Genomic DNA, 14,395 nt, shown 5'->3' with positions numbered 1-14,395 from the left:
CGCCCCTGCCTGGCATGGGCGGCCGTTTCTTGAGTCTTGAGCAAGGAATGCGACCATGAACAAATGGCTTCGCCCGCTGCGTCGGGCACGCTTGAGTGTGTTGTGCTGGATACCCTGCGCCCTTCTCCCCCTCGCCCCCGCACCGGCCATTGCGGCCTCGGACGCCCAGAGCTGCGTCAGTCAACTGGTGTTCGATCCCACCAGCGGCGGCTTCCTGCCGGTGAACAACTTTGGCACCGAGCAGGACTTTCTCAATTGTTTCGGCTGGCAGTTGTTCATCGCCATGAACTGGCCGGTCAATCCCGGCTGGCCAGCCGACCCGAGCCTGGCCGGTGAGCCGGACACGCAAAGCACCGCGGCCCAGTTCGGCGTACCGCCAACGTCCGGCCAGCCCATGGGCAATGCCCCGGTGTGGGCCAGCTACAAGGATGCTAGCGAGATCTTCCTGCCCGGCGCCCCCAAACCCTCGGGTTGGGGCGTGGAAACCCTGGTGCCGTCCAATTGCACCGCCACCGGCAACCTCAAGGCGTTTGCCACGGGCGCGCGTAAATTCATGGCGGCCACGTCTGAAAGCGCGATCAACCGCAAGCACCGTTTCCATTTGTCCAGCGGCACCCAGGTGACCTTGCCGGACTCAATCATGGAGGCTTCCGGTGGCTGGCTTACGGACCAGTCGGGCAACCTGGTGTTTTTCGAGCGCAAGGTCGGCAAGGCCGAGTTCGATTACATCGTCGATAACGGGCTGTACGACGCCGCCAACCAACTGATCGTGGCGCAGAACAGCGACAACCGGCACCCCGCCGGCCTGTCATTGCCCGCCGGCAAACTGGTGCGCGAGCTGCCGGCCAAAGCACTGCCCCAGGAAGAACTCGGCGCCCTGGAACTCAAGGCGGCCTGGCGCGTACTCACCAACAAACCCCAGCTGTACGGGCGTTACCTGACCACCGTCGCCTGGCTGCAGCGCCCCGACACGCTGCAGTGCACCCAGGAAGTGGTGGGGCTGGTGGGCTTGCACATCATCAACAAGACCCAGACTCAGCCGAACTTCATCTGGACCACCTTCGAGCAGGTCGACAACGTGCCGGACAACGGCACGGCTGCGCCCGAGGGCTACAGTTTCAACAACCCGACCTGCACCGGTGATGCCTGCACGCCCAACGTCGCACGGGTGCAATGCGATGCCACCCACACGCCGCCCGACTGCACGCCCCTTGATCAGCCGGTGCAGGCCACGCGGGTCAATGCCACGCCCCAGGACCTGCAGATGCTGAACACCGCTGTGCAGCAGACCTTCGCCCAGAAGACCCAGGGCCAATCGGTGTTCCAGTACTACAAACTGGTGAATGTGCTGTGGTCCAAAACGCCTAACGCGCCCAACGATCCGGGCCCTGGGCCCAACGTGAAGGTGCCGCTGTCCTATGGACCGTTTGTCAGCGACCAGAGTGTCGTCGTCGCCAACACCACCCTCGAAACCTACGTGCAAAACAAGAACTGCAACGACTGCCACCAGTACGCGGCGATTGCCGGCACCTCCCAACTGACGTCGGACTTCTCCTTCCTGTTTGGTAATGCCGATTCGGCGAAGAACGCGCGCCTGATCAAACGCATCGAGGCGTTCAAGACCCTCAAGGACAGCCCGTAATCGCAAGCCCAACACAGGGCGAAAATGTGGGAGCGGCGGCGCGACTGGCTCGCTCCCACACGGCCTTCAAACGCCTTACAAACTGATCTGCTTGCGCTCCTCCTCCGTCAGCCGTGCCCGCGCCTGTTCACTCAGCGGCCCCGCGCCCAGTACCTGCACCGGGCTGTCAGGGTTGTAGCCGGAGGTTTTCTGCGCCGGTGCAGACTCCTGCGGCAATGGTTCGTTGCCCAGGCTCAACACCTCAACCGTCATGATCGACGGCCGGCCCTGCTTGGCCGCCGCCTGCTGGCTGCGCGCCACGTCTTCCGCCGCCTGGGACGCCGCCGCCCCCGCCGCGCTGGCCGACGTCATGGCGTTGGTGTTGACCGCAGCAGACACCGGCACCCCGGACGACTTGCCCTGGCTCTGGATATTCGCCGCGTTCACGACACGCAAGGCGGCGATGTTGACGTTACCCGACACACGAATGCCCGCTTCGCCCGCGTCGATGGTGCCCAACGGCGCGATCAGGTCGATGTCCCCCGCCGGCACTTCCGGAATCGGGTTGAGCGTGGCGATCCCCGCACCGGTGCTCGGCACGGACGGCGACAGGGCCACATTGCCCCAGTTGTCATAGACACGCTTGGGCGGTGTGTACACCACGGTGGTCTTGGAGCCTCGACCGGCGTTGATGTCGCCCTCGCTGGTCCAACCCATGATCGAACCCCCGAAGGTGGTCATGATGCGGCTCTGGCCGAGCAGGATGCTCCCCATGGAATAGAGCTGGATATCGCCGGCGCCTTGGGTAATCACCCCCGCCGTCGACGGCGGCGCTTCGCCCTCGATGCCGAAGGTCTGGCTGCCGCCTGGGGTGAGCATCTGGATCGAACCCCCGAAGTTGGTGTGCACACCCGAGCCGCCGAACAGTGTGATGTCGCCTGTGTAGGCAATCGGGTTGCCGGCCACGTCCTTGTCCGGGAACAGCGCTGCAATGGCGGCACGACCACGCAGGTAACTGCCCTGGCGCACGCTGCCGTCAGTGTTGTACTCACGCCCCGCGGCCTTGAGTTCGGCGAAGTACAGGTCGCGGGCAAACACCCGTTGCTGCTCGGCGGGCAGTGCCGCGTAGTAGGCGCGTGCCTGTGCGGTATCGCCGACAAAACCGAAGCGCTCGGCGAGCCAGGTGACCAGTTCGTTTTCGTACGTCTTGGCGACCTTATTGCCTTGAATCGACTCGCCAGGTTGCGCCAGGTTGACGGGGTTCAGATACGCCTCGACGAAGCGCAGGTAATCCGGTCCATGGGGGCCGACACCTGCTTGCATGACGATACTCGCCCCAGGACGGTTGTCCCCGGCCAATAGGGGCCCAAGGCTGGTCACGCTGGACTCACCCAACGCCCCGGAACCGCTCAGGAGGATATTGCGTCCCGCCGACAGCTCCAGCAGGCCGGGGCCAGCGACCTGGAAGTTGCTGTAGAGAATGTCGCGTCCGGCGGACACCACGGAGATGTCGTTAGGGTTGTCGTGAATGATCAGGTTGTCCTGGGTGCGCATGCCTGCAACAGCAAGCGAGTCCTGACCGAAGCGCCGACCGCTGCTGACAATATCCCGTCCAGCCATCATCCATACCGATCCATTGCCCTCATACCAGGTCTGGCCTTCGTGCAAGCTGCCCACCGTTGTACCGAACGCAATCACTCGGCCACTGCTGACCCCAACCAGATCGCCGTCAATCGCGTAGAAACGCGCAGGTTCAGCACTGCCACCGGGTGACAGCGCAGCCGTACCCGGCCCGAACACAAATAACGGCTGGCTACCCGAGTTGCCGTTGACCGACAGGTTGCTGGCCTTCACCGCGTTACCGATGCGGCCCTGATACGCCGGATGCCAAGGGGTCGCCGTGGTGCTCTGCGCCGTCCCGGATTGGCTGACGGTCATGCCGCCGGCGTAGATCGAGTCCTGGGCCATGAACTGCAGCTGGCCGTTCTCGCCGGGCGCCAATAGCAGTGGGTAGGTGTAGTTGTTGTCGCCGTTGGCCTGCGCCTGGGCCGCTTTACCGTAATACAGACTGCCGCTGGCGGCCGTAGCCCTGACGATCGACGGATAGACCACCGCCAAGTCGGCCGTCGCGTCGGATCGGCTGAAGGGCGTCAGGTTGCCGCCCAAGGAAAACAGGTCGATCGACGTGCCCTTGGTCCACAGTGTGAACCAACTGGTACCGGTGCCCTGTTCAGCCCCTTGAGCGAAGGGGGACAGATGGGAAAGCACGACTCGCCCCGGGTCTTCGACGTTCTGCACCACCAGGTCACCCAGGGTCTGCAGGTTGAATGTGGCGTCACCTGGCACCAGGGTCATCCCGCCGCGAGCCACCCCACGGGTCGCGACCAGTGGATCGTATGCACGGGTTTCGCCGGGGCTCTGGACGCCGGCGACACTGCCATACATCACGTCGACGCTGCCAACGGTGGCACTGCGCAACTGCACGTCACCCCGCAGGTTGACCAGTACACCATCGCGATGGTCACCGCTATCGGCGACGCTGGCCGGGTTCAGTGCCCCACCGATGCGCACACGCAGATCGCCGCCACCGGTCAACTGCAGGCTGCCATCGCTGGCGACACGGCCCGTACTGCCCACGGCCAGCACCAGGCCCTGGCTATGCGGGTTCGCCTCGACATGGTGGGTGCTGTAGCCCAGCGTGTTCAATACGCCGGCGTTGCCGCTGACATCGACATCCACGTTCCCGCCGCCGAGGGCACCGAAGCCGGTAAAGCCGAGCAGTTTGTCCGCCGCCGTCGTCGCGGTGTAACTGCCGAAATTGATCCACCACGCCGTCGGCTGGGCTTGCCCGCCTGTCGCCACGTCGCTGCTGCCCTGGCGCCACAACCAGTTGCCGACGGCCGCCGAGTCCACGCCGGCATCCCGTGGGTTGGGTCGCGCAGGGTTCAAACCGGTGACGCTGGTGATGTTGCCGGTCAGGTCGCCGCCGACAGTCAGCGTCAGGTTGCCCCCGGCCTCCGGGTACCAGGCACGGTAGATGCTGGTGGGCGAACCATTGACGAACTTTTCAAAGAAACTGCCGGTGTCATTCAGCACGGTTTTGGCCGCAGGGTCAGCGCCTGCCGGCTTCGCCTTGGGCAGGTTGTAAGGGTCGCCGGCAAAGGTGCCGGTCGACGAGGTGCCGGCCGTGTAGACGCCATACAACGAATCCATGCTCAGGCTGCCCGCACTCAACAACTCAAGGTCACCTATGCCGGTGCGGATGACGCTGAATCGCGTGCTTGAGGGTACGGCGGCGTATTCCTTGTCTGCCTTCAGCAGGCAATAGTCCGGAGCAGTGGCACACACCTCCTCAACCGAGGGGTAACCGATACTCTGGAAAAAAGCATCGGTCATTTCGGTGCCGACGACGACGTTGATCCCATTATTGGCCAAATCATCCGCGGCATATTGAGTAAACACATACGTCACCTTGGGCTTGCAGTACTCCGGCGTTGCGGCACAGAAGTCCTCGATTGAACCCAACCCGAAGCCGTCGAGTACCGCCTGGTCAATCGGGTCGCCCTCCTTAACGACCACCCCGGCAAATCCCATATCAATCACTGCCTGGGCGGTCCAGGTCTGCACACCTTTGGCCGGCATTTCCTTGGCGAACATGCCGTAGTGGTTATCCGCCAAGTGGATCTCACCACTGCGCGGATGGGCTTGCAGGATACGGCTGTCAGCCGCCTCGGTGTCGGCGCCTGCCACCAGACGCAACGACCACGATTGAGTACCTTCAGCCAGCATCGGCGAGATCGCCCATACCTGGCCGGCGGCGCCGGAAACGCCGACGCGCAATTGCACCGACGTCGCCCCGTTGGGCAACTTCACATCGGTGCCGGCGGGGATCAACCCGCCTTTTGGCAAGGCCTTGTTGCCGCTGAGCAATACGCTGTTATTGGCCAGCGTTGCACCGTGCACGGTGGGCAACGGCACCCCTTTAGGCCAGGTCATGGCTTGCAGGCGGGTGCCCTCGGTCAACAGCATGCCGGCGCCCAGTTGTGTGCCCGCCACCAGGGTTTGCGCCTGGCTGAGCAAGGTGCCGGCGGCGAACAGCAGGTTACCGCTGCCATCGCGCACATCGGCCGACAACACGCTGCCAGCGGGCAGCACCAGGTCCTGGGCCAATGTCGCGACGACCGGCAAGCGCGTGCCGGCAGCCACCGTCAAGCCTTTGATCGGCAAGTCGTAGTTAAGCGTGGCTCCGGCCGGGAAGGCGGTGCCGTCCGCCAGGGTCACACCGTTGCCCGGCACCACGATATTCCCACCACTGAAATCGACACCCGGCAACAGCACCCAGCCTTTGTCATCCTCGGACACCGGCGGCTTGGCGAAGCCGTCGTTGATGCTGCCGTAGATATTCAGGTCGCCGCCGGCGCGCAGGGTCAGGCTGCCGGACTCGCCGGAACCATAAATAGAGTTGTCCTTCTGACTATTGGGGTTGAGGCTGGCATAGCGGTAACCGGACAGGTCCAGATCACCCTGCACCACCAAATCGCCGTCCGGGGTCTTGCTGACGATTTCCACGCCAGGACGCAGATGGAAGGCATCGGCATAAGTGGCGTTGTTCAACCCGGCGAGCTTGTTGTTCAGCAAGTTCAGGTTGCTCTTCGCCGCATTGATAAACGCCTCGCTCAAGGCGTGCTTGCCATCCAGGTAACCCTGGGTGATCTCCTGATACGGTCTGCCGCTGGCGGTCGGGTCGGTTTTTTCCGGCGCATCGTCGTAGGTGGCTATGCCGTTGAGGGTTATCGAGCGTGCGCCCTGGACAGTCAGGCGCCCGCTGGCATCGATATTGATGTCATTGCTGCTGCCGTCCGGGTTGAACAACCGAGGCGCGTTCAGCGCCAGGGTGCCGCGATTGCGCCCATCGTTGCCCGCCGCGCCGTCGGTGCCATGGCGCAGGTCGATGCGCACGCCATCGGCCAGGGTCAGTTGGCCGGTGCCCGACCCCAATACCACACTGGCGCGGTTCGGCGCGTCGATGATCTTGCCGTAGCTGTCCACCCGCAGCTTGCTGCCATGGGCGTCGAGTACCGCCGTGCTGTCCAGGGTCAGGCCATTTTTGCCCGCCAGGTTGATGCTGCCGACCCGCTCGCCGCTGGCGTCCACCAGACCTTTGACGCGCAGGCTGCCATTGTCCACCGACACACTGATGGTGCCGGCCTTGAGCCCGTTACCGATGGTCAGGTCACCCTGCTTGAGCTGGAAACTGCGCGCACCGAAGACTTCGCCGTTGTTGAGGCGCTGGTTGAGGTCGGCGAACTGTTGGTCGAGTGCGCCGCTGCTGCCCAGGCGTTGCGCCTGGATTTCCACGGTGCCGGCCAGGTACGGTATTGAGGTGCCGCCGGCCAGGTAGTGGCCGCTGCTGCTGCCGAGGATCTTGCCTTGCAGGTCGACGATGCCCCCGGCCGCGTCCGTTGCCACAGCGCGCAGCTTACCGGCCTGGTTGTGCTTGGCGGACAGGTCGATGGTCGATCCCGCCGCCTGCAGAATATTGCCGCTGCGGCTGTCCAGCAGCACGTCGCCGCCCCAGCCGTATTGGGTCACGTCGTTGAAGGGGATGGCGCGACCGGCCACGTCGATCAAGGCGTCGTCGGTCAACACCACATCGCCACGGGCGCTGAGGCTGACTTTGCCGCTGGGCAGCACCACCGCACTGGCCACCCGAATGCTCTCGCCTTGCAGCGACAGCTCGGCACCCTGGCCGCTGGCCGTGCCACGCGGGCCGGCGGACGCGCCGATATCAATCGCACCGCCCGCCTTGATCACGTTCACCGAGCCGGCTTCACCGGTCATCAACGGCGTACGAATGGTCAGGTTGCCGCCGCTGTACTGAAAGCCGCTGACCGGGTCATACGCGCCCTGGCGCTGATACACCGACAGGCTGCCCTTATGGTTGGCCGTGATGCGCTCGCTGGCGTTGAGAGTGACATTGGCAAAGCCCAGGGCCAGACGGTCGAAGCTTTTCACGTTGCTCGGCTGGCCAAAGGCGCCATAACCGAACTCGATCCGTTCGGCGTTGACGTCCAGGCGCCCGCTGCCGGTGCCCGCGCCACCCGCTACCACCGCGCCCGGCGCCGTGATCGCGCCCAGCCAGATCAGGTTGGCGGTGTGGATCGACGCCACGTCGTTGGCACCCCCGGCGCCGTACAGGGCCGGGGTGGATAGCATCAGGTTGCTCAGCAGCGATTTGCCGGTGAGCGGGTCATAGGTGTCGAGTACCGCATTGCCGTAGAAGTTGAATCCGTCGCGGGCCGAGAGCTGCAGGGTTTCCAGCGCCGGGGCGCCGAACTGCGTATCGCCGCGCAGCAATCGATCCAGCAGTGCCTGGCTGAGCGTCAGCCCGGCCGGCAAGCGATTCGCCGCCGCCGCTGCGGCCAGGGCTTCGGCGCTGCCCAGATTGAGGGTGCTCACGCCCAGGTTCAGGTGACGGGTGCCGTAACGCACCTGTTCGCCGAGCTGGAAGGTGCTGTCGGTCAGGGCCACGATGCTGCCGTTGGAGTACAGCCCGGTCTGGCCACCGCACACCCCACTGCTGCAGGCACCGATATTGATCCCCTGGCTGATCACACTGCCCACCTTGGGCGCACTGATCACGTTGAGCAGGCCATTGGACACCGCCAGCGTGTTGGCCACCTGGTAGATATAGCCGTCACGGGCATCGTAGCTGGCATTACCGCGCCCCAGGGTGTTGATCGAGGCCCCCTGCTCCACGATGATCGAGCCGGTGTTACTCACCAGGAACACTTCCGGCGCCGCAAGGGTTGCGCCATTTCGCAAGATCACGTTGCTATCGGCGCGATTGACCCCGTTCGCCAGGTAAATGAAGTTCCCGGACTGGCCGTACTCCACAACCGTCATCCCCCCACCACCAACCGCGAAGCCCCCAGTGCATTCAGGCTGTCGGCGTTGAAGGTGATGCCGGCGAACCCGGCTGTCGCCGACTGCCCCGCGCCGACCACTTCGATTCCTTGGGTACTGCGGTCGATCACTGCCACCGTGCCGCCATACCCTCCCGATGCGGCCCCGAAGCGCCCGATGCCCTGGAACGAGAAGGCCTCGGCGCCGTCTCCCGGACGCAGGGCCAGTTTCAAGGTCTTCGCATCGGCCTCCAGCATCGGCCGTGGCACACCCAACCTGGCCGCATCGGCCCTGGCGAACTGGGCGTAACGGGTTTCGTTGTAGTCGGAATAGCGGCGCAGGGTGTCGGCCGAGGTCAGGGTCAATTGGCTGGCCACGCTGTTGCTGATCCCGGTATGGGCGATCGACAGGTGCCCGGAAGTGGCCCACGAACCGTTGCGCATCAAGGTGGTCGCGGTCCCGCTGCCCTGCCCGGCCAGGCCATTGATCTCGACGCGGAAGGCGCCTGGCATCAACGCGTAGGTCGACGGCATCAGCGTGTAAGTGCCCGCCGGTAAACCGGGCACACCGGCGCCGATGGTGATCTGCTGGCCGACCAACGGCGTCACGGCCCCGCCCTCCGCCGCGACCGGCGCGGCGCCTGGCTGGATCCCCGGTACAATCGCATAGATCGGGTTGGTGGACAGCCCCGGCAGCACGAACCCGCCACTGGCACCAAACTGCACCAACGGGTTGTAGCGCGCATCCGTGGAACCACCGCGCCCTGAAACAAAGCCGGCACCCAGCAAATCGCCTCCGCCGGACAAGTCTAACGTGGCGTCAGGCAACACACTGATCGTCTTGCCACCGAGGATGACCCCGACATTCAGGTCACCTTCGCGAGTGACCACGCCCCCCTGACCGATAAATTTCACCGTCTTGCCGTTGTATTTGTAGACCTGGCCGTCCAGCGTTCCGCCATAGGGCAGCACCAGGCCTTTGTCACTCACCGACGTCAGGCTGCCTGGCAACAGTTGCACAACGCTGCTGCCCATGCTGCCGATATCGATCAACCCCAGGGGCGCGCGCACCACGCCACCTTGGCGCACCGTGGCCGCGCCCAGTTGCAGGCGGCCGAACGCCGAATAAGGGATAGGCGCGTCGGCACTGCCCACGCGACCGATGGTCAGCGTACGCAAGGGATCAAAATCCAGATCAAGGGAGGTGGTGGTCGACTGGCCCCGGTAGCCGGCGATGACGCGGGCACTGACTTCAGTGGCCGGGTACAGTTGCGCGGCGCGCAAGGTCATATCGCCCTGGGTCAGCAACTGCGTGCTGACACCGGTAATGATGTCATTCTCGGCCGCACCGGCGAGAAAGCGCAGGTCGCCCTGGCTGGTCAGGTTGACCTGGTCGAAGCCCCGACGCTCAAGGCTGGCCTGGCTGTTGTCCGCCCGAAACACGTGGCTGCGGTTACCGAAGATGACATTGCCGCGCACGTCGATCAGGCTGCCGGTGGCCGTCAATTGCGCCTCGGTTGCCCGCTGGGACGGGGCCGGCAGCACCGGCACCGGTCGCACATAGAGGTCTTTGCCCGTCTCTTCAGGTGCGAGGAAACCCGCCAACAGCAGGTGCGGCGCGGACAGGTTGATGCGCGAGTTGCCTGCTGCATTGTCGCTGAGGCCGTATCCACGGCTGTACAGGCGCAGGCTCTGGCCCATGTTCAAGGTAACGTCACCGTCAAAGCTAAACAGGCCGTTGCTCAACAGCGCCAGGTTATCGAAACCGCCCGCGCTGACTTGATCCACACCCAACCGCCCCTGCCCATACGCCAGGCTCGCGGCAGCGTCTTCAGCAGTGCCAGCCAGCGCCGTCGGTTGATGCGCCTGACCCAACACCAGTTCACGCACCTTGAGGACGCGATCGGTGACAGATGCCTTCTGGTAATACGGGGTGTCCAACGCCACGTTGAGACTACCGCCCGCCGCACCGGCGCCCCCGGCCCTGGCGACAAAACTGCCCTCCAGGTACAAGCCGTTATTGGACGCCAGCGTGATGCTGCCGCCATTGCTGGCCGCTTGCACAGCGCCTTGCCCCGGCACGTTTATCAGGGCTTGGGTGCCGGAGGCCTCCAGGCGCGCGCCGTTACGCACCACCACGAACAAATCACTGGCCTTGGCCAGGCCGGTGTTCAGGTCGAACGTGCCGCCAATGTTGAGGCTGCCGCCGTCGCGCACCAGGCCATAAGTGCGCCCACGGTTGTCCACCGCCGTCGCAGCCCGTGCCGAGACGTCGATCACCGCCTGCTCGCCGACCCAGATCGAGCGGCCATGGCCGATGGCATTCACCGCTTCCGAGGCGCCCGTCGTCAAGCCGCCCAGGCTCACGTTGCCGCCCCAGGCATTGAGCGTGCCGTCCATCGTCAATTGGCCGACGCTGCGCAGGTTGATCGCCTGGCCGGGGTCCACATGGATCACCGCGCCCTGGCCGACGGTGAGCGCCGTGGTCGCCAATTGCGCGGCGGTGGAATTGACATGGCCGGCGGTGAGGCTCACACCGGCGCCCCGGCGTTGGGTCAGCACGCCTTTGGCAGCGTCTTCCTGATACAGCGGCGGCGTCCAGCGTTCCAGTGCGGTGGCAGGATCGCTACCGGTTGGCATACCCGAGGCCTGTGCGCCTAATCGAAAGACCGGCAGGCTGACGTCGACCTGAGTACCGTCGGTGACGATCAGCCCTTCATTGCCGGTAATGTCGTAGGCCGAGAAGCCCTTGTTGAAGAAATCACCGGCCAGTTTCAGGGTGTCGCTGCCCACCGCATTGGTGCTTTCGCCGATCTGTACTTTATGCGCCTGCAACGCCAGGGTGCCGCCGCCGTTGACGCCATAGCCGCGCACGTCACCCTCCAAGGCCAGGGCACCCAGGGCGCCTAGGGTCACATTGCCGCCCTTGCCGCCCGTGAGTTTGCCATCCACGCCGAGGGTGCCCCCGGAAGACGCATCCACGACACTGCCGGCGGCCAGGTTCACATTGCTGGCACTGCGCAGGGATACCTTGCCGCCGTTCACATAGGCCACACCTGCGCTGGCGGCCGGGTCCAGGGCCAGGTTATTCCAGCGACCGCTGGTGTCCAGTTTGACGCCGGCGGCGACGTTCACATTCGAACCACCGGCCAGGATCGTGTCCGTCACCTCGCCGGCCTTGAGCGGGTCGACCTGGCTGAGGATGTTGCCGGCGTTGACACTGCCGCCGTGGGCGGTGAGGTTGGCATTGATCTGCACACCCGGCCCGAACAAGGTGATATCGCCACCGTCCGCCACGCTGAGCGCCCCATTGACGTTCACCTGTTGCTTGGCAGCGACTTTGACCGCGCCCAACCGGGCGCCATTGAGCTGATCGCTGTCGAGCAGGATCTTGCCCTGGCGATCGGACGGCAGCACAGTGCCCAGGTCCAGGCCGTCGGCGATTTTCTGCGTGTTGCTGTCGATCAGCACCTGGTCGGACGTACCGCTCAGGGCATAGCGCAGCGTGCCGGTGGTTTTGTTGTAGACCGGAATGTATTGGCCAATGATCAGTTGCGCACGCTGGGCCCTGGCTTTCTGGGATTGCTGGTAGCCGTCGAGGTTGATCGTCGGTGCCTGGGTCTGGCGATCACCCTGGAACACATCACTGATCACCTGGCCTTCCAGTACTGCGCTGGAGGTACCGATGACCAGCTTGCCGGCATCGCGGCCCACGGTGTAACCGGCTTCATAGCGGCGTTGGGGAGCGATCAGCGGGTTGTAGTAAGACTCGGTCTGGCCCCAGCGGACGCTGGTGTCTTCATAGCCCTTGTAGAAACCGGAGTAGAGAATGTCGCCCGGCGCTTTCGACACCTCATACAAGCGGCCATCCGGGCCCTTGAGCCAGGTCTGCTGAATGTAACCAGCCTGCACATCCACGGTGCCGCCCGACAGGTTGATCTGCGCGCCCTTTTGGGTCACCGCCTCCTTGCCGGTAAAGGTCACGGTGCCGCCCTGGGCCATCCATTCGCCCACCGAGTGGCCCTGGGTGCCGAGGTAGCCGCCCACTTCCAGCAAGCCGCCGGCCGTGTACCAACGGTCGGTGGCGTAGCCGTTGGTGCCGGCCGGCACGAACACCAGCTCGCGCAGATCGACCCACACATCATTGTTGATCAGTTGCCCACCGTCGCGGTTGACCGGCGCATCGCGCTGCTCATTGCCCTGCACGTTGATCTTGATGGCGTTGGACTCCATCGCCACCTTGACGCCGATGGCACCCGACACGTCGATCATCGCGCCATCGCGCACCAGGCTGCGCTGGCCGGCGCTGACCGCTACCTGGCCGCCGGTGGCCAACGTGATCGAGCCCTTTTGGAAGTCCACGGTGCCGCCGCTGACAATCTCGATGCGCGACTGATCGGTACGGTCAACCACAGCACTGAGGTTATTGAACTGCCCGGTGATCAGGTTGGCGGGCGTGCCGTCGAGCTTGATCAGACCGTTGTCTTTCTGGCTGTTGAGGGCCGTGCTGCCGCTGGCGTCGAGCAGGACCGCGGTGGTGCTGCCTTCGCCCAGGGTCACGCTGCCGCGGGTGTCGCTGGCGGCGTTGAGCAAGTGAATCGTGCCGCGTGTATCCACCGAGGTGCTGGCCAGGGCCACGCCGTTTTGTTGCACCTGGTGGCCGGTCAGGGTGATGTCGCCGGTGGAGGCCATGATCAGGCCGCTGTTGGTGACGTTCCCCGCGGTGCTGCCGGCCTTGAGGCTGGTCGCCACTTCGTTGCCACGGGTGGTGGAGCGGTCGTTGCCCGCCGTACCGACGCCCTTGCGAATGTAAAAGCTGTCGCCGGCCGCCAGGGTGGCCTGGCCCTTGGCAGTGATGATAGTCCCGGCGTTTTCCACTTCGCTGCCCAGCAACAAGGCATAGCCGCCTGAGTCCGTGGAGGTAGCGGCAGTGTGCGTCTGGATCAGCGCGCCGCGCTGTACTTCAACCTTGCCCGCCGCGTCGGTGAACGTGGGCTGAGTACCATTGGTGTCGACGTACAGCCCGCGCTGGGTGAACTGGTCGTCAGTCATGGTCGCGGCCGCCGCCACCAGGTTACGCACGTTGACCTGGCTGGTGCCGCTGAAGACCACACCGTTACGGTTCATGATCATCACCGTGCCGGCGCCGTTGATCTGGCCTTGAATTTCGCTGGGCCGCGCATTCGGGTCATTGACGCGGTTGAGCACTGCCCAAGTGGACTGCTGCTGGAAATCGACGGTGGTATTGCGCCCGACGTTGAAGGTTTCCCAGTTGAGGATCGCCTTGTCGGCCGTCTGCTCGATGGTCACCGTGGTCTTGCCGCCGGATTGGCTCTGGATCGGGCCCTTGGCGTTGGTCCAGCCCTGGGTCAGGCTGTTATCGACCTGCAGGCCGCCCTTGCCCAAACCGTCTGGGATGTTCGAGACCTGACCGAACGCTGCCTGACGCCCCGCCGCTTGCGCCGCCTGCTGAGCCGCAATCGCCGCGACGCTGGTGTTCAACGTGCTGATGGAACGCGCCAACTGCTGCTTGGCCTGTGCCTGCTGGTTCAGCGAAGGAATTCCGGGCACCTGGCCGGCACCGGTCCGCGCGGCCGTGCTCGCCTGGGAAGCGCCCTTGTCGGCAAACCAGCCGGAACTGAACGCCGTAGCCGCCTGGGCATTACCGGCCACCATCAACAAGGCGATGGCCTGCGCCAAAGGCTTGAGGCGCAGGACGGTCACTGGGGCTTTGAGGTTAACCGGTGTTTTGCAGCGGACCATCGGGACTCTTCCTTCTTTGTTATCGCCTGGGAGCAAGACAGCCTCACGTATGAGGGTTAGGCGGTTGGCAAGGCGCGGGACTGAACTTCTGTCATGGAAAGTTCAT

Annotated in this window: 3 protein-coding genes; 1 reads left to right on the top strand and 2 read right to left on the bottom strand. The window is 64.5% G+C overall.

Features of this window, described 5'->3' with window-relative positions:
• Positions 1-55: 55 nt before the first annotated feature.
• A complete protein-coding gene (locus AB4N92_RS23380) occupies positions 56-1,642 on the top strand; it encodes a hypothetical protein (protein ID WP_010211144.1) in 1,587 nt (528 codons plus the stop codon).
• A 75-nt stretch (positions 1,643-1,717) separates the two neighbouring features.
• Here the strand turns inward: AB4N92_RS23380 and AB4N92_RS23375 are convergent, their stop codons facing one another.
• Complete coding sequence (locus tag AB4N92_RS23375) at positions 1,718-8,527, bottom strand: filamentous haemagglutinin family protein (protein ID WP_460128362.1); 6,810 nt, start codon at positions 8,525-8,527, stop codon at positions 1,718-1,720.
• Positions 8,524-14,289: a two-partner secretion domain-containing protein gene (locus AB4N92_RS23370; RefSeq protein WP_460128360.1), complete on the bottom strand. Its 5,766-nt coding sequence runs from the start codon at positions 14,287-14,289 to the stop codon at positions 8,524-8,526. Before AB4N92_RS23370 ends, AB4N92_RS23375 begins: the two co-directional genes overlap by 4 nt.
• Positions 14,290-14,395 lie beyond the last annotated feature (106 nt).

The sequence above is a fragment of the Pseudomonas sp. S3_A09 genome (genome assembly GCF_054668065.1).
Note: the sequence above shows the minus strand (reverse complement) of the source record. Positions and strands in the feature narration are given on the sequence as shown.

Bases quoted from the DNA above. Each gene is read 5' to 3' on its own strand.
- AB4N92_RS23375 (WP_460128362.1), bottom strand. From the start codon at position 8,527: ATGACGGTTGTGGAGTACGGCCAGTCCGGGAACTTCATTTACCTGGCG.
- AB4N92_RS23380 (WP_010211144.1), top strand. From the start codon at position 56: ATGAACAAATGGCTTCGCCCGCTGCGTCGGGCACGCTTGAGTGTGTTG.
- AB4N92_RS23370 (WP_460128360.1), bottom strand. From the start codon at position 14,289: ATGGTCCGCTGCAAAACACCGGTTAACCTCAAAGCCCCAGTGACCGTC.